The sequence below is a fragment of the Boseongicola sp. genome (assembly GCA_014075275.1).
GTDB lineage: Bacteria > Pseudomonadota > Alphaproteobacteria > Rhodobacterales > Rhodobacteraceae.
Genome location: CP046179.1, coordinates 1,604,422 through 1,622,651, shown reverse-complemented (window position 1 = coordinate 1,622,651; position 18,230 = coordinate 1,604,422). Strand labels below are relative to the sequence as shown.

Genomic DNA, 18,230 nt, shown 5'->3' with positions numbered 1-18,230 from the left:
GCTGCCCAAGCTGATGGCGCTTGGGCAGCGCAGTTTTTGCGCGTTAGTTCAAATATGTGAAGTGAAATCTACAAACCTTTAGCCGGAGATCATACGTGCCAACGTATCCACCCCATAAACCCAGACAATCCAAGCTCCGGCTGCAGAACCAATAGCCAAAGATGATGCCCAAGCTCCGGTGGACCCTGGCCCATGATCCACGACTTTAGAGTAAAAACGGTGCAGGACACTCGCTATAACGCCGAGGGCTAGTGCCGCTGCCATACCCTCAACTCCCAACAGAGCGCCCATTGGCGGCAGAAGCGTGGCAGCCTGCAAAAATCGTGCCTTTGGATCTGATGCCCCAGACCAAGCCACGGAGGCCACCAGCAGACCAAGCGCAAATCCAAGCAAATGAACTTCAATATCGTCCGTAAGCCCGGCCCAGGACAAGGTCAGCCCAAACAGGGCAAGTATCATTCCTATGGTCGTCGCGGTGCGTGATGCAGGTACAGCCAAAAGAGCAATTGCCTGCAACATCCATGCAATAACCAAGGACGGTAACAGCAATGGCGGATCAACGGCCAGTACCGCCCAAATTGCCAATCCAAGGCTTGTCAATTCGGGCGTCATCAACGTCCAAGGCAAAGGCTGACGGCAGCATCGGCTTTTGCCGCCTGCAACTATCCAGGACAAAATGGGAAACAGATCGCGGGCACCAAGCGTTTTGCCGCAAGCTATCGCAAAATGACCGGCCATCTAAAACGCTTTTCCCGACGGAAGAACGATCGGCCCAACACTTGAGAAACGAACCGGTCATGGGCGATACAAGAACCAAAACAACGGTTGCAGATAGAACAAAGGACTCAATAGGTGTCACGTTGTCGACTTACCCGATTTGTTGGCCCCCGCAGACACAATCTTCTTGCAGCGTCCCGTTTCGTCAAGTCAACGTTGTTCATCTTGCGTGGGTTCAGAACCAGCGTTGCGCAATTGCCGTGAGTGATCACGCATTTAGGCGGTTTGAATGGCCGCTCGAATTGCTCTGATGTTATCGCCATAAGGAGCCGGGTCGTCGACCGATCCACCTTTGAATACAGCAGAGCCTGCTACCAAAACGTCCGCACCGGCCTTGGCGACTCTCGGCGCGGTTTTTGGATCAACTCCGCCGTCGATCTCAATGTGAATTGGGCGGTCGCCAATCATATCCCGCAATTCGGAAACCTTGGAAACCTGACTTTCGATAAATTTCTGCCCACCAAATCCGGGATTCACCGTCATAACGCAAACAAGGTCGAAGTCATCTAGCAAGTTTTTCAACACGCTCGCAGGAGTGCCAGGGTTTAGGGCGATACCCGCCTTCATTCCCGCCCCGCGAATTGCCTGTAGCGTTCGATGCAAGTGCGGACCAGCCTCAACATGCGCAGTCAGTATATCCGCTCCAGCTTTGGCAAATGCCTCGATGTAGGGGTCAACTGGCGCGATCATAAGGTGCACGTCCATTACACCCTTGATATGGCGGCGCAACGCGGCACAGGTCGCCGGGCCAAAAGTTATATTCGGAACAAAATGTCCATCCATTACGTCAACATGGATCCAATCGGCACCTTCGGCCTCGACAGCGCGGCATTCAGCACCGAAATTGGCAAAGTCTGCTGCCAGGATGGATGGGGCAATTTTGATGGATCGATCAAATGACATCAGTGTCTCCAGTTTTCTTGGTGCCGATGTAGCGCGACATCATATCTGGGGTCCAGCAGTGAAACGCGCTTATTTGCCTTCTCGAAAAAATGGCATGGATGCAAATCATGAATGAAGGTTTGAATGTGCGTGATGGACTACCCGACGCACTTCGTGTGCTATTAAATGACTATCCACGTGAACTTTGGGAAATACATCCAAATTTCAGCCAGTTAATTCTGTTTTGGCTGGACAGACATCAAATGTTCCGGCGTCTGATTGGCAAACTCTCCGAAGAAACGGAAAATGCTCTTTCCCAAAATGTTGATCCAAGGGTCTTCAATGCGCGTCTGTCAAAATATGCTGGATTCTTTGTTCGTGAACTCCATGGGCATCACACAATCGAAGACCAGCATTACTTTCCTCTTTTGAAACAATTGGAAACTGGCCTTGAAAGTGGTTTTGATATTCTAGATCGGGATCATCATTCAATTGACGCTCAGTTGGACACATTTATCGTCAAGGCCAATCAGGTTATCCAATTCGAGGGATCTGCAACTAATTGGCGCGATGAAGTCGGGCCTTTCAGTTCCCAATTGAAGCTCGCAAGCCACAACTTGAACCGACATTTAGTGGACGAAGAAGAATTGGTCGTGCCTATCCTCTTAAAACATCAGCCGGAAAGTTTGGCTTAGATCGACACCGTCGCGCTAGTTCCATGAAATATATTAATATTGTGTCAATGTTTTGCCACTTTTTCTCGTCAATGTCAGGTCCGGGCATTCTGCGTGCCCGAACTCTAACGACGGGAGGTCCTGATGGACTTGTTGCAACTCGTCCCGATCACATTGCTGGTCGTCGTTTCTGTCTGGTTCTGGGGACCAACGCTCGTCGATCCGGCTCGAAAGCGCCCTAACTCCAGCGGTCATAGACTTGTTGAGGATGCTGATGATCTGGCTGATGAAATTTTTGGGCATTGGGCAGGGACCGAACCTACAGTTGATCCCAACAGGGCAGCTTAAGACAAACTAATCTTTCGATATTTCGGCTCTTGAGCAAAGCTCCTGGAAATTGGCTCCCAAGACTCCATTCCAGCCGGCGTCATACCCCTGCCTGATTTCGTTTGCAGTTTCTTTCAAAGCATCAAAACCAGAGTGAACAAGTTTTAGTCTCGTCCCGTTTTTATCGGCCTCAAAAGTAATCTCGATCAGCGTAGCTTCAGTTTCTGGACGCCCAACATACCATTTAATGTTCAGCCGTTCTCCAGGATGCCAGTCCGTTATGGTTCCCCAAGGACGGATTTCACCATCGAAACACACTTCTAGAATTTCCCCTCCTTCCCGAGGCTCGGCATAAACGTTCTTAGGAAGACTTTTATTTAGGGACGCGCTGAGAGAATGGGTTTCGACAGGCCACCAACGTCCAATTTGATTGATAAAAAGATTGAATGCCTGTCTAGGCGGAAGCGGTACAAGTTGATGTTTGATTACAGGTTTGGTCATGGATCTTCCTCATTCGCGACCCTCTGCGCCTCGCCCGCAAAGGCTTCCAATGCGTCGTCTCAAAGTTTGTCGCACCAGTCCCGAAGCGCAGCGATAGCCGCTGGTTCAAGTCGATAGACCCGCTGTGTCCCAACTGGTTCGAAAGTCACAATTCCCGAGTTCAATAAGACCTTTAAATGCTGAGAGACCGCTGGACGCGTGACCGGCAACCTGTCGGCGATGTGTCTTACATTGCTCGGCGACTTACCCAGGCATTCGACAATTGAGCGACGAGTTGGATCACCTAATGCCGCCATCAAGATTGAAGTTTCATAATGGTAAGCCATAACTTACCGTAAGACTTTGCTTACTAAATGTCTATTCTGATTGAAATGATTTCTCTTTCCCTCCCTTGCAGGTGGCCATACGCGCTACTAAGACTCTGGAAACATCCACGCGTTAAAACGCAGCGAACAAAAAGGCAGGGCAAATGCGCGACCCTATCGAGACTTATATGAACCTTGTGCCGATGGTGGTCGAACAGACCAGCCGCGGTGAAAGGGCATACGACATCTTTTCCCGCTTGCTGAAAGAACGGATCATCTTTGTAAATGGTCCCGTGCATGACGGGATGAGTCAGCTTATCGTGGCCCAACTCCTTCATCTTGAAGCAGAAAATCCGTCCAAAGAAATATCAATGTATATAAATAGCCCTGGTGGTGTCGTCACCGCAGGACTGTCGATCTACGATACCATGCAATATATTCGTCCGAAGATCGCAACGCTCGTTGTCGGTCAGGCGGCGTCAATGGGGTCGTTGCTTTTGACCGCTGGTGACAAAGGCATGCGCATGTCGCTACCCAATAGCTCAATAATGGTTCATCAGCCGTCCGGTGGGTTTCAAGGGCAGGCGACCGACATCATTATCCACGCCCGGCACACTGAACGGCTAAAGCGTCGTTTGAATGATATTTATGTTCATCACACCGGACAATCGCTCGACAAAGTTGAAGATGCTCTGGAAAGGGATAACTTTATGACGCCAGAAGAGGCCAAAGATTGGGGCTTGATCGATGAGATTGTGGCGTCCCGTGCCCCACCAGAGGGCGATCAGGACTAACGAAGAGAAGGGCGATCACAGTAAAATTCAATGTGTCGATCAAACAAATTTGCGTTGTGCCCCTAGGTTGGGTGCCTTAGGTTTGGGACGTGGAGACGATTGAGAGATTTCTGCGGCCATAATCGAGTGGTAGCAGAGAGTGGCGATGGGCCGAGAAGGTTAAGTAATGGCGAATAACTCCAGTGACAGCAAGAATACGCTCTACTGCTCTTTTTGCGGCAAAAGCCAGCACGAAGTTCGTAAGCTGATTGCCGGTCCAACGGTCTTTATCTGTGATGAGTGTGTCGAGCTTTGCATGGACATCATTCGCGAAGAGACAAAGACTGCGGGCTTAAAGTCTTCGGACGGCGTGCCGACACCGCTTGAGATTTGCGAAGTTCTTGACGACTACGTTATCGGGCAGGCACATGCCAAACGCGTTTTGTCTGTGGCCGTCCACAATCATTACAAGCGCCTTAATCAGGCCGGAAAATCCGACATTGAGTTGGCTAAATCCAACATTCTATTAATTGGGCCAACTGGTTGCGGAAAAACGTTGCTGGCACAGACTTTAGCGCGCATTCTTGATGTGCCGTTTACTATGGCCGATGCAACCACGCTGACTGAAGCCGGCTATGTTGGCGAAGATGTCGAAAATATTATTCTGAAATTGCTGCAAGCGAGTGAATACAATGTTGAACGCGCTCAGCGCGGCATTGTCTATATCGACGAAGTCGACAAGATCACGCGCAAATCGGACAACCCGTCAATCACGCGCGACGTCAGCGGTGAAGGTGTTCAGCAAGCGTTGTTGAAAATCATGGAAGGCACGGTTGCAAGTGTGCCTCCACAAGGCGGACGCAAGCATCCTCAACAGGAATTTTTGCAGGTAGATACTACAAACATTTTGTTCATATGCGGCGGTGCCTTTGCTGGTCTCGACAAGATCATTGCCCAGCGGGGCAAAGGATCGGCAATGGGATTTGGCGCGGATGTGCGCGACCCGGATTCGAAATCGGTCGGTGAGTATTTCAAAGACCTCGAACCAGAGGATCTCTTGAAATTTGGCCTGATCCCCGAATTTGTCGGTCGTCTTCCGGTGATTGCAACCTTGGAAGATCTGGACGAGGACGCTCTGGTTACGATCCTCACTCAGCCAAAAAACGCGCTGGTGAAACAATATCAGCGTCTTTTCGAACTCGAAGATGCTCAATTGTCGTTCACCGAGGATGCGCTCAGTGCCATCGCAAAACGTGCCATTGAACGTAAGACAGGAGCACGGGGTCTGCGGTCGATCATGGAAGATATTTTGCTCGATACCATGTTTGAGCTGCCGGGATTGGACAGTGTCGAAGAAGTCGTTGTGAACGAGGAATCAGTTAATGCTTCGGCTGCTCCGCTAATGATTCATGCTGATTCAAAGCAGGAACCCGCCAGCGCAGGTTAAGATTACTGAATTGGTAATACTTTAAAGCATCGCGGTCAGCGGCGTATCCATGCCGATGCTCGCATAATCTCTGCCGAGAGCGGGTTGATCTCTGGACTGTAGAACGCCCATGCGGCATACCGGCTATAGTGGTCTTTGAAAGGTCCAAGATGGGCATCCTGAATACACTTCTTCGTGCTGTAACATGGTGGAATAGCCAGACTTTGGGCACCCAGTTCTATACTTGGAGGCATGGCCAAAAAGTTGGCGAAGATGAACAGGGAAATGTCTTTTATCAGAATAAGGACGGCAAGCGGCGCTGGGTTATCTTCAATGGTGAGGCCGAAGCCAGCAGAGTGGACCCGGATTGGCATGGATGGCTCCATCACACTTGGAATGAACCACCAAATGAAGCTCCCTTGAAAAAGAAAACGTGGGAAAAACCGCATCAAGAAAACCTGACTGGCACGGATGCGGCCTATGCCCCAGCGGGTTCCATCCGCCGTGCAGATCCGATTGTGCGGCGAGATTACGAGGCCTGGCAGCCGGAGTAACAACATGGCAGAAAATGTCGGTGAAGTTCTGACTGGTAGCGCCGTCTTGGCCGTAGCAGCGGGCTTTTTGATTTACACATCTCAATTTGGCGGATTCGGTGGTGCCGGTGGTGACACTACCTACTCTGCGTCATTCAGATCGGCCGAAGGGGTGACCGTCGGAACGGATGTCCGGTTGGCTGGAGTTAAGGTTGGCAGTGTTCGTTCCCTGGAACTCGATCCCCAAACATTCCGTGCGAGTGCGGTGTTCTCGGTTGAGGATGAAGTCGGTTTGCCCGACGACACCGCAGTGGTTATCGCCTCGGAAGGGTTGCTCGGCGGTAGTTTTGTTGAAATTTTACCGGGTGGCTCTTTGGTTAACCTCGAACCAGGCGCCGAGATTGAAGACACTCAAAGTTCAGTTAGCATTGTGCAGTTGCTCCTAAAGTTTGTTTCCGGAGGAGACGAATGAACTGGAAAGCACTGGCAACGGTGTTTCTGGTGACGAGTAATTCTGCAGTGGCACAAGACGTCGTGATCACGTCACCGATCGATGGATCGCAAGTTTTTTTGGAGCAACCGGATGTCGCAGCCAATTCCGTTCACATCGCTCGCGCAACTGGGGCAACAGTACGTGGCCTCGACAAAGTGTCTGGCGAAGTTGTGGATATGGAGCTGGCAGTGGGCCAATCAAAAGATCTTGGCCGGATCGACATAAAACTCGGTGAATGTCGGTATCCTGAAGATAATCTGGCGGGCGAGGCATTCGCGTGGATCGAGGTTTCTGACTCGCTGAGGTCAGTAACAGTATTTGAAGGCTGGATGATCGCGTCCAGCCCGGCGCTTAACGCCCTTGATCATGCGCGTTATGACGTATGGATCATTCGCTGCACCAACGCTTGACGTCCGGTTTCAAGTTTTTTGGCGTGGATGCTTGTCTCCACAGAAATCGCTTCTGAAAGTTGCCTTCGATAATCGGCTCTTGAAATCTCGACTGCGCCAAGACTTTCCAAATGTGGCGTTATAAACTGCGCATCAAACAGTCGAAATTCACAGCGGCGTAGGTGATCGATCAACCAAGCCAGTGCAATTTTCGATCCGTCAGTGGCCCGAGAAAACATACTTTCACCGAAAAATGCGCCGCCAATCGATACTCCATAGACTCCACCCACAAGGTGTCCATCGCGGCGAATTTCTAGCGAATGAACGTGCCCAAGTTTGTGCAGCGAAAGCATTAATTCGCGGATCGTTCCGTTGATCCAAGTTTCTTCGCGATCAGCACAGGCATCCAAAACTGCTGCGAGGTCATGATTCAAGGCGACGCTGTAATCGGGTCGCCTCAGCCGCCGAGCAAGGGATTTAGAAATGTGAAAGCCGTCAAGTGGCAAAACCCCTCGACGCCTCGGATCAACCCAGAAAAGCTCCGGATCGTCCTGGCTTTCCGCCATCGGGAATATTCCCGAAGAATAGGCCATCAATAGTTGCTCAGACGAAATCGACATACGGGGTACTTCCGACGATTTCAGATGTAGGTGGTCGAACTACTCAAACGCGTCTTCCAGCCACTTTTCTAACCAGTGAATATTATAGTCGCCTGTTTGAATTGCCTCTTCCTGAAGCAACGCGGCAAAAAGCGGAACCGAAGTATCAATTCCATCAATAATCAACTCGGACAATGCGCGAGATAGACGCGCCAGTGCTTCCGGACGATCACGGCCTTGAACGATCAGTTTTCCAATCAGGCTGTCATAATATGGTGGGATCGAATAGCCGGCATACAGCGCCGAATCCATCCTAACGCCCAAGCCACCAGGTGCGTGGTACTGTGTTACTTTGCCGGGAGAAGGCGAGAAGTTTGGAAGCTTCTCTGCGTTAATCCGAATTTCGATGGCATGGCCTTCTACTTGCAGATCTTCCTGCTTGAACTCCATTGGTAGACCTGCAGCGACACGGATTTGCTCGCGAACAAGGTCCACATCGAAGATTCCCTCGGTCACGGGATGCTCAACCTGAAGTCGGGTGTTCATTTCGATGAAATAGAACTCATCATTTTTGTATAGAAATTCGATAGTTCCAGCACCGATGTAGTTGATATTCGCAACGGCCTCGGCGCAGACTTTGCCGATACGTGCGCGAGTTGCGGCGTCGATGGCGGGGCCTGGGGCTTCCTCGAATACCTTTTGGTGACGTCTCTGCAACGAGCAATCACGTTCGCCCAGGTGAACGGCATTTCCCTTCCCATCGCCAAACACTTGAATTTCGATGTGACGCGGGGTGCTGAGATACTTCTCAATATAAACTTCGTCGTTGCCGAAAGCTGATTTGCCTTCTGATCGAGCCGTTCGGAATGCGGTTTCCATTTCTTCGGCGTTCTTTGCCAATTTCATACCGCGCCCGCCGCCGCCAGCGGTGGCTTTGATAATAACTGGATATCCGATGTCTTCGCCAACTTTGTAAGCATCTTCCAACGTCGGAACGCCGCCATCAGAACCGGGCACGCAAGGAACACCCAGTTTCTTCATCGTGTCTTTGGCTGTAATTTTATCACCCATAACGCGGATATGTTCCGCCGACGGGCCAATAAACGTGATTTCGTGATCTTTGACGATCTGCACGAAGTTCGCATTTTCACTCAGAAACCCGTATCCAGGGTGTATCGCTTGCGCGCCGGTGATCTCGCATGCCGAAATGATCGCTGGCACAGACAAATAGCTATGCATACTGGATGGGGGACCGATGCAAACACTTTCGTCGGCCATCCGCACGTGCATAGCGTCAGCGTCAGCGGTCGAATGAACTGCAACAGACTTGATGCCCATTTCGCGGCAGGCACGGATCACGCGCAGCGCTATTTCGCCCCGGTTGGCGATTAGGATTTTGTCGAACATCGGCTGCCCTTACTCGACGATCATCAGAGGAGCGCCAAATTCAACGGGCGCGCCGTCTTCGACCAACACCCGTTTGACTGTGCCTGATTTAGGTGCAGGAATTTGGTTCATAGTTTTCATGGCTTCGATAATCAGCAAAGTCTGACCTTCGCTGACTTTGTCGCCGACTTTCACAAATGCATCGGTTCCAGGTTCGGCGGCCAAATAAACAGTACCAACCATTGGCGAGGAAACTGCTCCAGGATGTGCTGCCGGATCTTCGGGCGCGTCTGACGCTGGTGCGGCATGCGCAGCCGCCGGGATCGCGGCGGGCGCTGCTGAGGCAACTGGAGCGACAGGCGCTGCCGGAACTGCGACAGCTGCAACCGAGGAAATTCGACTGACACGCACATTTAAACTACCGTCTTCAGGATATTCGCGTTTGACCTGCAATTCGCTCAGATCGTTTTCGCGCAGCATTTCGGCCAGTGCTTTAATAAAGTCGACGTCAGCGTCGTGTGATTTCTTGGTCATTCTCGTCCTCTGCGCTTCGCGGCTTTCCGGCCGACGTATTGTTTCCATGCTTATACGCAAGGGTATTGGCAAGGGGAAGTAATTGGTTTCAGTGATTTTGAATTTCAAAAATTTACCAGTTGATAAAAAATTGAGATGTGGCAGTGTTAGAGCAACGACGAACAGGGAGAGCGCGATGTCAAATTCGCCACGTACCTCGGGTGTTGAACCGGGACGGTTGTCAAACGAGAAACTTGCCGAGAACTTCGGCGACCTTCATGCGCCGTATGACCCGCATGAGGCTATGGTGGCGGCGGACCGCTGTTACTTTTGCTACGACGCGCCCTGTGTGACGGCTTGTCCAACGACGATCGATATCCCGCTGTTCATTCGTCAGATCCAGGCAGACAACTCGGATGGCGCGGCAAAGACGATCTTTGACCAAAATATTTTGGGTGGAATGTGCGCGCGTGTTTGTCCAACCGAGACCCTTTGCGAAGAGGCGTGCGTGCGGGAAGCTGCCGAAGGCAAACCAGTTGAAATTGGTCGTCTTCAAAGATTTGCCACTGACGGGCTCATGGCCAAAGGTGATCACCCATATCAACGGGGTGTCGCGACGGGTAAAAAAGTGGCGGTTGCGGGGGCGGGTCCAGCGGGGTTGGCTTGCGCGCATCGGTTGGCGACCAAAGGTCATGAAGTGGTGTTGTTTGACGCTCGTCATAAACCGGGTGGTCTGAATGAATATGGCATTGCGAGCTATAAAACAGTCGGTGGATTTGCACAGGCCGAAGTGGATTGGCTTCTAAAAGTCGGTGGCATCTCCATTGAGTATGGACGGCGACTTGGAGAGGGCGGGCTGGCTCTGGATAGTCTTGCAGATGACTTTGACGCGGTTTTTCTTGGCATAGGTTTGGCCGGAGTGAATGCTTTGCGGGCCGATGGTGAAGATAAGCAAAATGTCAGTGATGCCGTTGATTTTATTTCTGATTTGCGCCAAGCGACCGATCTTTCCTCCCTGCCGGTCGGGCGCAATGTTGTGGTGATCGGCGGCGGTATGACCGCCGTCGACGCTGCTGTTCAGTCGAAGTTGCTTGGGGCGGAGTCGGTGACCATTGCTTACAGACGCGATCAGTCGCGTATGTCTGCCAGCCGGTTCGAGCAAGATCTGGCGACGTCGAAGGGGGTGCGGTTGTTGTTCAATGCGCAACCTTTAGCGGTGCACGGCAATGGTGCAGTTCAGGAAATCGAGTTTGCATATACTGAAGACGACGGAAACGGTTTAAAGACAACGGACGAAACTTTCCGACTTGCTGCCGATCAAGTATTCAAGGCCATCGGTCAACAGTTAGAAGGCGTGCCAGATGGACTTTCCATTGAGGCAGGTAAAGTAGCAGTCAGTGAACAAGGCCGCACCAGTCGCGATGGTGTTTGGGCAGGGGGTGACTGTGCTTCTGGCGGTGACGATTTAACGGTGACAGCGGTGGCCGAAGGACGCGACGCGGCTGAAGACATTCACATGTATCTTATGGAGACGATGGGCCGATACCAGCCTGACGGAGGACACATAAATGGCTGATCTTTCAACGAATTTCGTAGGCATCAAAAGCCCGAACCCGTTTTGGCTGGCGTCGGCGCCACCCACTGACAAAGAATACAACGTGCGCCGCGCGTTTGAGGCCGGTTGGGGCGGCGTGGTCTGGAAAACACTGGGGCTGGATCCGCACATCGTGAATGTGAATGGTCCCCGGTATGGCGTGATTTATGGCGCAGATCGCCGGGTTTTGGGTATCAACAATATCGAGTTGATTACGGATAGACCGCTGGAAACCAATCTTCGCGAGATCAAACAGGTGAAGCGTGACTATCCGGATCGCGCGGTTGTGGTCAGCTTGATGGTTCCGTGCGAGGAATGGGCGTGGAAAGAGATCCTGCCAAAGGTTGAAGACACTGACGCCGATGGCATTGAGCTGAACTTCGGATGCCCGCATGGCATGAGTGAACGCGGTATGGGGGCGGCTGTCGGTCAGGTGCCCGAATATATCGAGATGGTGACGCGATGGTGCAAAGCCAACACGCGGATGCCGGTTTTGGTGAAGTTGACGCCGAACATTACGGATGTTCGCTATCCGGCGCGGGCCGCGAATGCGGGTGGGGCGGATGGCGTCAGCCTGATCAATACGATCTCGTCAATCACCTCGGTGAACCTGGATACGATGTCACCGGAGCCGTCGATCGACGGTAAGGGAAGTCATGGCGGCTATTGCGGCGCGGCGGTGAAGCCGATTGCCCTAAACATGGTTGCCGAGATTGCGCGGGATGCTGAGACAGCGAAATTGCCGATCAGCGGGATCGGTGGCGTTACCACCTGGCGGGACGCGGCGGAGTTTCTTGCGCTGGGGGCTGGTAATGTGCAGGTCTGCACGGCGGCTATGGTCTATGGATTTGAGATCATTAAGGAATTGAACGCTGGCTTGAGTGGTTGGATGGATGAAAAAGGATATACATCGGTCGATCAGGTCTCGCGTCGTGCGGTGCCGAATGTGACGGATTGGCAGTATCTGAACCTGAATTATGTGACAAAAGCTCGGATTGACCCGGAGGCTTGTATCAAGTGTGGCCGTTGTTTTGCGGCCTGCGAAGATACCTCGCATCAGGCGATTGTCATGAAGCCGGGTCGCGTGTTCGAAGTGATAGACGAAGAATGTGTGGCCTGTAACCTATGTGTCGATGTTTGCCCGGTCGAGGATTGCATAACGATGGAGGAATTGCAGCCCGGCGATCTGGACAAGCGGACCGGTAAGGTGGTTGAGGCAGATTATGCCAATTGGACAACGCATCCAAACAACCCGTCTGCCAAGGCAGCCGAGTAACTATCCACGTTTGTCGACGCTTGCGGGTTCCGCAGGCTCGGATATTGACTTGGCCGTGGCAAACGTTGTTGCGGCCATTTCTATGATCGCTTGTCGTTGCCGGTTGACCTCCGGTTCGAGTTCGGATGGTTTCGTTTCTGGCGGAGCGTCCGAGAGGCTTTCTTCTTTCTCATGGACTGAAATATCACGGTCGTCGCTACCGGACGATTGCATTTCCTTGGGCTCCATCGCGACGCGCGCTTGCCGCTCCAATATGCTTTCCTCAAAAGCTGGGTGTGGTCCGGCGGTTAGCTGTTCACGCGGCACGCGGCGGGAGCGTTCAGCCGTTTCCTGATCCCGCATCCTTGGGGCGACGTTGGATTGTTCTGCGGCGTCAATGGCGCGCGCAGTCTCGGTCTTTACATTGGCCACACTTACTTCGCCCGAACTAGAGCGTGGCGCCCCAACCATTGCGGGCTGGGCAGCTTTGGCGGCGGTTTGAACAGTTACAGATGGTTGTAGTGTAACTGTCGGCGTTTGAATGGCTGGCAGCATCTTCACGATCCTTACCGAGGCCCCCAATGGTTCATCACTCTAGAGCAAACGTGTGAAGGACCCCTTAACGCTCCGTCGGCGTGAGCGCGCGCGTAAACATCGCGGTCAAAAACGCATCCGCATCGCCAAAATGCGAGCCACCATCCGGGGCGAGAATACCCTGTACCTGTACATCGAAATCAGCATAGTGCTGGGTCGTGGACCAGATCGAGAAAATCAGATGGTGGGGGTCGAGGTCGGCAAGTTGTCCGGCGTCGATCCAGGCCTGTATCAATGCCGCTTTCTCGTCGACCAATGTCTTCAATGGCCCTTCGATCTGGTCGAGAATGCGCGGGGCACCTTGCACAATTTCATTGGCAAAAAGGCGGCTTTCTCGGGGAAACTGACGACTCATCTGAAGTTTGCGCCGCATATACCCAACGATCTCAGCGATGGGTTCGCCATCGCTTTTCAGCGCGCGCAGGGGATCCAACCAGGTGTCGAGTAGTGTCGATAAGAGTTCGGTGTAGATCGCTTCTTTTGACGTGAAATAGTAGAGCACGTTCGGTTTTGAAAGACCCGCAACGCCGGCGATCTTGTCCAGCGTTGCGCCGCGAAAGCCCTCGGCAGAGAAGACTTCTAGCGCGGCTTCTAGAATCGCCTGACGGTTTTTCTTTTGTATCCTGGTCTGTGGTCTTTCGACGTTCAAACGAAGCTCCGATTCTTTTCGCACCAAGGTCCTATTTCGCCTATACTTTGGACAAACGCAAAAGGGCAAAGGGGCGCTTGACTGGTTCCCTTGCTCTGCTAGCGTGTTCCTGACCAAATGGTCAAACATTTTGAGCGCCTGCGCAAGATAGGTGTCAAAGGGGCCGCAAATCCGGTCCTAACAATGGGAGAGATTGTATGGCCGCACCAGCAGCGAACATGAAGATCGATGGTGACAGGCTGTGGGACAGCCTGATGGAGATGGCCAAGATTGGGCCTGGTATTGCGGGTGGCAACAATCGGCAAACGGTGACGGATGAAGACGCCGAAGGGCGCGCTCTGTTTCAGAAATGGTGCGAGGATGCGGGCTGCACGATGGGTGTGGACCAGATGGGCACGATGTTCATGCGGCGTGAGGGGACGGACCCAGAAGCGCTGCCGGTTTATGTGGGCTCTCACCTGGACACGCAGCCGACGGGCGGCAAATACGACGGGGTATTGGGCGTATTGGGCGGGTTGGAGATTGTCCGCACGTTGAACGATCTGGACATCAAGACCAAGCACCCGATTGTGGTGACAAACTGGACGAATGAAGAGGGCACACGATATGCGCCGGCGATGCTGGCCTCGGGTGTGTTTGCGGGCAAGCACACGCTGGACTGGGCCTATGATCGCACCGATGCGCAAGGCACCAAGTTTGGCGATGAATTGAAGCGGATTGGCTGGCAAGGCGATGAGCCGGTTGGCAGCCGCGATATGCATGCGTTCTTTGAGCTGCACATTGAGCAAGGGCCGATCCTGGAGGCCGAGGGCAAGGACATCGGCGTTGTGACCCATGGTCAGGGGCTGCGCTGGATTGAATGCACGGTGACGGGCAAGGAGAGCCATACCGGGTCGACCCCGATGCATATGCGTAGGAACGCCGGGCGTGGATTGGCCTTGGTGACCGGGCTGGTGCACGAGATTGCGATGAAGAACCAACCCAACGCCGTGGGGGCGATTGGGCATGTGGATGTCTATCCGAACTCGCGCAATATCATCCCCGGTAAGGTGGTGTTCACGGTGGATATGCGGACGCATATACTGGACAAGCTGAACAGTATGGTGGACGAGCTGATGGAGCGCGCGCCAAAACTGTGTGAAGAAATTGAAGTTGGCTTCGAGGCTGAAATCGTTGGGCAATTCGACCCGCCTGCGTTTGATGTTGGCTGCGTGGCTGCGGTGCGGAATGCGGCCGAGCGGTTGGGCTATTCCCACATGGATATCGTTTCAGGTGCTGGGCATGATGCCTGCTGGGTTAACGATGTGGCGCCGACGGCGATGGTCATGTGTCCGTGCGTGGACGGGCTGTCGCATAATGAGGCCGAGGATATCTCGAAGGAGTGGGCGACGGCGGGGACGGACGTTCTGTTCCATGCGGTGGTTGAGACGGCGGAGATTGTAGAGTGAACGCACACGACGTTATCGACGAAACGCAAATACGCATCGACCTTGCGGCAGCGCTTCGGTTGGCCTGTCGGGCTGACTGGCACGAGGGGGTGGCGAACCATTTTTCGGCTGCGGTGTCTTCGGATGGGCGGAAGTTTTTGGTGAACCCGCGGTGGGTGCATTGGAGTCGGGTCAGGGCGTCTGATCTGGTTCTGTGTGACGCGGATGATCCTGCGACGATGGAACGCCCGGATGCGCCGGATCCGTCGGCGTGGTCGATCCATTCCGCACTGCACCGGAACTTGCCGCAGGCGCGGGTGGCGCTGCATATTCATCCACCATATGCCACGGCCCTGTGCGGGTTGAAGGATCCGACAATCAAGCCGATTGATCAGGTAACTGCACGGTTTTACAAGCGTTTAGCTTATGATCTGAGTTTTGGTGGTATTGCAACCGGCGAAGAAGAAGGCGGGCGGATTGCGGGTGCGATCGGCGACCAAAATGCCGTTATGATGGGTAACCACGGGGTGACGACCTTGGGGGCCTCGGTGGCTGAAGCCTTTGATGCAATGTATCATCTGGAGCGGGCCTGCCGCACGATGGTTCTGGCTTATTCCACAGGGCAAGAGTTGAATGTGATGGGTGACAATCTGGCAGAAGAGACGGCCGCTGAGTGGGAAACATACGCGGATGCGGAGTTGGCTCATTTTTCAGAGATGAAGCGGATACTCTATATCGAGGCACCGGATTACAAAGATTGAAATACCCGGGGCTCTGCCCCGGACCCCGGGATATTTCCGGGCCAATAATGAGAATAGGGGAGCGTTATGAGCACGGTTATCAAGAACGGCACGGTTGTGACGGCGGATTTGTCTTATGAGGCGGATGTTCTGGTTGAAGGTGGCCGGATTGTTGAGATTGGTCAGGGGCTTAGAGGCGACGAGGAGCTGGATGCGGCTGGGTGTTATGTGATGCCGGGCGGGATTGATCCCCATACACATCTGGAGATGCCGTTCATGGGGACGTATTCCACGGACGACTTTGAAAGCGGGACGCGGGCGGCTTTGGCGGGGGGCACGACGATGGTTGTGGACTTTGCGTTGCCGTCGCCGGGGCAGGGTCTGCACGACGCTTTGGCGATGTGGCACAACAAATCGACGCGGGCCAATTGTGACTATTCCTACCACATGGCGGTGACCTGGTGGGGGGAGCAGGTGTTCAACGAGATGGCATCGGTTATCGAGAAGGAGGGCATCACAACCTTCAAGCATTTCATGGCCTATAAGGGCGCTTTGATGGTGAATGATGACGAAATGTATGCTTCATTTCAACGGCTTGCGGAGCTTGGCGGCATTGCCATGGTGCATGCTGAGAACGGGGATGTTGTGGCTGAGCTGAGTGCGAAGCTGCTGGCAGAGGGGAACACCGGTCCGGAGGCGCATGCCTATTCGCGGCCCGCTCAAGTGGAAGGCGAGGCAACAAACCGGGCGATCATGATCGCGGATATGGCCGGTGTGCCGCTTTATGTTGTGCATACGTCCTGCGAGGACGCGCACGAGGCCATTCGCCGTGCCCGGATGCAGGGCAAGCGCGTTTGGGGTGAGCCGCTGATCCAGCATCTGACGCTGGATGAGAGCGAATATTTCAACAAGGACTGGGACCATGCCGCACGCCGCGTGATGTCGCCCCCGTTCAGGAACAAAAAACATCAGGACAGTCTGTGGGCCGGGCTTCAATCCGGGTCTTTGTCTGTGGTTGCCACCGATCATTGTGCCTTTACCACCGATCAAAAACGGACCGGGGTTGGCGATTTCACCAAAATTCCCAACGGCACTGGCGGTCTGGAAGACCGGATGCCGATGCTTTGGACCAATGGAGTTAACACGGGGCGGTTAACACCAAATGAATTTGTCGCGGTCACCAGCACAAATATCGCCAAGATCCTGAATTGTTATCCAAAAAAGGGCGCTATTCTGATTGGGGCGGATGCGGATATTGTGGTTTGGGATCCTGAGAAAGAAAAGACGATCACTGCGTCATCTCAGGAATCGGCTATTGATTACAACGTGTTCGAGGGCAAAGCTGTGAAAGGTTTGCCGCGGTTCACGCTAACGCGGGGCCATGTTGCGGTTCATGACGGTGAGGTTCGCACCCAGGAAGGCCACGGGAAGTTTGTGCGGCGCGAGCCGAACACGCCTGTAAATAAGGCACTGTCGAGTTGGAAAGAACTGACCTCTCCAAGACCTGTTGAGCGCACAGGTATTCCGGCGACGGGGGTTTGATGGACGGCGCCTTGGCGACAGATGGAGTTGTGAAGAACGTGGCAGATACCCCTGTAATTGCAGCGAAAAACCTGTCTTTGACTTTCCAGACCGGAGACGGGCCGGTGCATGCGTTGAAGGACGTGGACCTTGAGATCAGCAAGGGTGAATTCGTTTCTTTTATTGGGCCTTCGGGGTGTGGGAAGACGACATTGCTGAGGGCGATTGCGGCTTTGGAGCATCCGACGGGCGGGGATCTGAGTGTCAATGGAATGAGCCCGGATGAGGCGCGGCAGGCGCGGGCTTATGGGTATGTGTTTCAGGCGGCGGGGTTGTATCCGTGGCGGACGATAGAAGGAAATATCCGATTACCTCTTGAAATCATGGGGTTTTCCAAGACTGAGATGAATGAGCGTATTGTTCGCGTTTTGGAATTGGTGGAGCTTTCCGGGTTTGGCAAGAAATATCCCTGGCAATTGTCGGGCGGGATGCAGCAGCGCGCCTCAATTGCGCGGGCTTTGGCGTTTGATGCCGACATTCTGTTGATGGACGAACCTTTCGGGGCGCTGGATGAGATCGTGCGGGATCGACTTAATGAAGAGCTTTTAAGTCTTTGGATGCGAACAGAAAAAACGATTGGCTTTGTGACTCATTCGATCCCTGAAGCGGTCTATTTGTCGACTAAAATCGTGGTGATGAGCCCGCGTCCGGGACGCATTACGGATGTGATTGAAAGCCCGCTTCCGCGGGAGCGAACACTGGATATTCGCGATACGCCGGAGTTCATCGAGATCGCACATCGGGTGCGTGATGGGCTGCGCGCCGGGCATGGAGATGAGCTGTGAAGGGCTGTCTGTATCGCGTCGGTATCA

At 53.4% G+C, this 18,230-nt stretch carries 22 protein-coding genes; 13 read left to right on the top strand and 9 right to left on the bottom strand.

What is annotated here, in order from left to right:
- Positions 1-78: 78 nt before the first annotated feature.
- Both GKR98_08175 and GKR98_08170 read right to left on the bottom strand, forming a co-directional pair.
- The gene (locus GKR98_08175) at positions 79-738 is read right to left on the bottom strand and encodes a hypothetical protein (GenBank protein ID QMU58172.1); all 660 of its coding nucleotides are present in this window, start codon (positions 736-738) and stop codon (positions 79-81) included.
- Between the two features lie 255 nt (positions 739-993).
- The gene (locus GKR98_08170) at positions 994-1,680 is read right to left on the bottom strand and encodes a ribulose-phosphate 3-epimerase (protein ID QMU58171.1); all 687 of its coding nucleotides are present in this window, start codon (positions 1,678-1,680) and stop codon (positions 994-996) included.
- Positions 1,681-1,787: 107 nt separating this feature from the next.
- Between GKR98_08170 and GKR98_08165 the strand changes: the two genes are divergently transcribed.
- Both GKR98_08165 and GKR98_08160 read left to right on the top strand, forming a co-directional pair.
- Positions 1,788-2,354, top strand: a complete 567-nt coding sequence (locus GKR98_08165) for a hemerythrin domain-containing protein (GenBank protein QMU60025.1) — start codon at positions 1,788-1,790, stop codon at positions 2,352-2,354.
- 123 nt (positions 2,355-2,477) lie between these two features.
- On the top strand, positions 2,478-2,681 hold the full coding sequence (locus tag GKR98_08160; GenBank protein ID QMU58170.1) for a hypothetical protein: 204 nt from the start codon (positions 2,478-2,480) through the stop codon (positions 2,679-2,681).
- Between the two features lie 6 nt (positions 2,682-2,687).
- On the opposite strand, the gene GKR98_08155 is transcribed toward GKR98_08160, so the two are convergent.
- Both GKR98_08155 and GKR98_08150 read right to left on the bottom strand, forming a co-directional pair.
- Positions 2,688-3,161, bottom strand: a complete 474-nt coding sequence (locus GKR98_08155; GenBank protein ID QMU58169.1) for a hypothetical protein — start codon at positions 3,159-3,161, stop codon at positions 2,688-2,690.
- A gap of 59 nt (positions 3,162-3,220) precedes the next feature.
- Positions 3,221-3,487 carry a metalloregulator ArsR/SmtB family transcription factor gene (locus GKR98_08150; GenBank protein QMU58168.1) on the bottom strand — a complete coding sequence of 89 codons (267 nt, stop codon included), beginning with the start codon at positions 3,485-3,487 and terminating at the stop codon, positions 3,221-3,223.
- Between the two features lie 143 nt (positions 3,488-3,630).
- On the opposite strand from GKR98_08150, the gene GKR98_08145 reads away from it, so the two are divergent.
- From GKR98_08145 to GKR98_08125, 5 genes are all read left to right on the top strand, one after another.
- Positions 3,631-4,260, top strand: coding sequence for an ATP-dependent Clp protease proteolytic subunit (locus GKR98_08145; GenBank protein QMU58167.1), 630 nt, complete (start codon positions 3,631-3,633; stop codon positions 4,258-4,260).
- A 166-nt stretch (positions 4,261-4,426) separates the two neighbouring features.
- Positions 4,427-5,686, top strand: coding sequence for an ATP-dependent Clp protease ATP-binding subunit ClpX (gene clpX / locus GKR98_08140; GenBank protein QMU58166.1), 1,260 nt, complete (start codon positions 4,427-4,429; stop codon positions 5,684-5,686).
- A gap of 149 nt (positions 5,687-5,835) precedes the next feature.
- Positions 5,836-6,219: an NADH:ubiquinone oxidoreductase subunit NDUFA12 gene (locus GKR98_08135; protein ID QMU58165.1), complete on the top strand. Its 384-nt coding sequence runs from the start codon at positions 5,836-5,838 to the stop codon at positions 6,217-6,219.
- Positions 6,220-6,223: 4 nt separating this feature from the next.
- The gene (locus tag GKR98_08130; protein QMU58164.1) at positions 6,224-6,670 is read left to right on the top strand and encodes an MCE family protein; all 447 of its coding nucleotides are present in this window, start codon (positions 6,224-6,226) and stop codon (positions 6,668-6,670) included.
- On the top strand, positions 6,667-7,101 hold the full coding sequence (locus GKR98_08125) for a DUF2155 domain-containing protein (protein ID QMU58163.1): 435 nt from the start codon (positions 6,667-6,669) through the stop codon (positions 7,099-7,101). Before GKR98_08130 ends, GKR98_08125 begins: the two co-directional genes overlap by 4 nt.
- Here the strand turns inward: GKR98_08125 and GKR98_08120 are convergent.
- The 3 genes from GKR98_08120 to accB are packed head-to-tail and all read right to left on the bottom strand — an operon-like array spanning position 7,065 to position 9,599.
- A complete protein-coding gene (locus GKR98_08120) occupies positions 7,065-7,700 on the bottom strand; it encodes a leucyl/phenylalanyl-tRNA--protein transferase (protein QMU58162.1) in 636 nt (211 codons plus the stop codon). The genes GKR98_08125 and GKR98_08120 overlap by 37 nt on opposite strands.
- Positions 7,701-7,739: 39 nt before the next feature.
- Entirely contained in the window at positions 7,740-9,086 is a 1,347-nt protein-coding gene (gene accC / locus GKR98_08115; protein ID QMU58161.1) for an acetyl-CoA carboxylase biotin carboxylase subunit, read from the bottom strand.
- A 9-nt stretch (positions 9,087-9,095) separates the two neighbouring features.
- A complete protein-coding gene (accB, locus tag GKR98_08110) occupies positions 9,096-9,599 on the bottom strand; it encodes an acetyl-CoA carboxylase biotin carboxyl carrier protein (GenBank protein QMU58160.1) in 504 nt (167 codons plus the stop codon).
- A gap of 175 nt (positions 9,600-9,774) precedes the next feature.
- Between accB and GKR98_08105 the strand changes: the two genes are divergently transcribed.
- Entirely contained in the window at positions 9,775-11,154 is a 1,380-nt protein-coding gene (locus GKR98_08105) for an NAD(P)-binding protein (protein QMU58159.1), read from the top strand.
- Positions 11,147-12,448, top strand: coding sequence for an NAD-dependent dihydropyrimidine dehydrogenase subunit PreA (gene preA / locus GKR98_08100; protein ID QMU58158.1), 1,302 nt, complete (start codon positions 11,147-11,149; stop codon positions 12,446-12,448). Before GKR98_08105 ends, preA begins: the two co-directional genes overlap by 8 nt.
- On the opposite strand, the gene GKR98_08095 is transcribed toward preA, so the two are convergent.
- Complete coding sequence (locus GKR98_08095; GenBank protein ID QMU58157.1) at positions 12,449-12,982, bottom strand: hypothetical protein; 534 nt, start codon at positions 12,980-12,982, stop codon at positions 12,449-12,451. It abuts the gene before it with no gap.
- A gap of 64 nt (positions 12,983-13,046) precedes the next feature.
- Positions 13,047-13,799, bottom strand: coding sequence for a TetR family transcriptional regulator (locus GKR98_08090; protein ID QMU58156.1), 753 nt, complete (start codon positions 13,797-13,799; stop codon positions 13,047-13,049).
- Positions 13,800-13,867: 68 nt separating this feature from the next.
- Here GKR98_08090 and GKR98_08085 point away from each other — a divergent pair, with 68 nt between their 5' ends.
- From GKR98_08085 to GKR98_08070, 4 genes are all read left to right on the top strand, one after another.
- The gene (locus GKR98_08085) at positions 13,868-15,118 is read left to right on the top strand and encodes a hydantoinase/carbamoylase family amidase (protein QMU58155.1); all 1,251 of its coding nucleotides are present in this window, start codon (positions 13,868-13,870) and stop codon (positions 15,116-15,118) included.
- Between the two features lie 14 nt (positions 15,119-15,132).
- On the top strand, positions 15,133-15,858 hold the full coding sequence (locus GKR98_08080) for a hypothetical protein (GenBank protein ID QMU60024.1): 726 nt from the start codon (positions 15,133-15,135) through the stop codon (positions 15,856-15,858).
- A 66-nt stretch (positions 15,859-15,924) separates the two neighbouring features.
- Positions 15,925-17,379, top strand: coding sequence for a dihydropyrimidinase (gene hydA / locus GKR98_08075; GenBank protein ID QMU58154.1), 1,455 nt, complete (start codon positions 15,925-15,927; stop codon positions 17,377-17,379).
- Positions 17,379-18,203, top strand: a complete 825-nt coding sequence (locus GKR98_08070; GenBank protein ID QMU58153.1) for an ATP-binding cassette domain-containing protein — start codon at positions 17,379-17,381, stop codon at positions 18,201-18,203. Before hydA ends, GKR98_08070 begins: the two co-directional genes overlap by 1 nt.
- Positions 18,204-18,230: the final 27 nt, after the last annotated feature.

Coding starts and splice junctions, on each gene's coding strand:
- GKR98_08175 (QMU58172.1), bottom strand. CDS start 738: ATGGCCGGTCATTTTGCGATAGCTTGCGGCAAAACGCTTGGTGCCCGC.
- GKR98_08170 (QMU58171.1), bottom strand. CDS start 1,680: ATGTCATTTGATCGATCCATCAAAATTGCCCCATCCATCCTGGCAGCA.
- GKR98_08165 (QMU60025.1), top strand. CDS start 1,788: ATGAATGAAGGTTTGAATGTGCGTGATGGACTACCCGACGCACTTCGT.
- GKR98_08160 (QMU58170.1), top strand. CDS start 2,478: ATGGACTTGTTGCAACTCGTCCCGATCACATTGCTGGTCGTCGTTTCT.
- GKR98_08155 (QMU58169.1), bottom strand. CDS start 3,161: ATGACCAAACCTGTAATCAAACATCAACTTGTACCGCTTCCGCCTAGA.
- GKR98_08150 (QMU58168.1), bottom strand. CDS start 3,487: ATGGCTTACCATTATGAAACTTCAATCTTGATGGCGGCATTAGGTGAT.
- GKR98_08145 (QMU58167.1), top strand. CDS start 3,631: ATGCGCGACCCTATCGAGACTTATATGAACCTTGTGCCGATGGTGGTC.
- clpX (QMU58166.1), top strand. CDS start 4,427: ATGGCGAATAACTCCAGTGACAGCAAGAATACGCTCTACTGCTCTTTT.
- GKR98_08135 (QMU58165.1), top strand. CDS start 5,836: ATGGGCATCCTGAATACACTTCTTCGTGCTGTAACATGGTGGAATAGC.
- GKR98_08130 (QMU58164.1), top strand. CDS start 6,224: ATGGCAGAAAATGTCGGTGAAGTTCTGACTGGTAGCGCCGTCTTGGCC.
- GKR98_08125 (QMU58163.1), top strand. CDS start 6,667: ATGAACTGGAAAGCACTGGCAACGGTGTTTCTGGTGACGAGTAATTCT.
- GKR98_08120 (QMU58162.1), bottom strand. CDS start 7,700: ATGTCGATTTCGTCTGAGCAACTATTGATGGCCTATTCTTCGGGAATA.
- accC (QMU58161.1), bottom strand. CDS start 9,086: ATGTTCGACAAAATCCTAATCGCCAACCGGGGCGAAATAGCGCTGCGC.
- accB (QMU58160.1), bottom strand. CDS start 9,599: ATGACCAAGAAATCACACGACGCTGACGTCGACTTTATTAAAGCACTG.
- GKR98_08105 (QMU58159.1), top strand. CDS start 9,775: ATGTCAAATTCGCCACGTACCTCGGGTGTTGAACCGGGACGGTTGTCA.
- preA (QMU58158.1), top strand. CDS start 11,147: ATGGCTGATCTTTCAACGAATTTCGTAGGCATCAAAAGCCCGAACCCG.
- GKR98_08095 (QMU58157.1), bottom strand. CDS start 12,982: ATGCTGCCAGCCATTCAAACGCCGACAGTTACACTACAACCATCTGTA.
- GKR98_08090 (QMU58156.1), bottom strand. CDS start 13,799: ATGTTTGACCATTTGGTCAGGAACACGCTAGCAGAGCAAGGGAACCAG.
- GKR98_08085 (QMU58155.1), top strand. CDS start 13,868: ATGGCCGCACCAGCAGCGAACATGAAGATCGATGGTGACAGGCTGTGG.
- hydA (QMU58154.1), top strand. CDS start 15,925: ATGAGCACGGTTATCAAGAACGGCACGGTTGTGACGGCGGATTTGTCT.
- GKR98_08070 (QMU58153.1), top strand. CDS start 17,379: ATGGACGGCGCCTTGGCGACAGATGGAGTTGTGAAGAACGTGGCAGAT.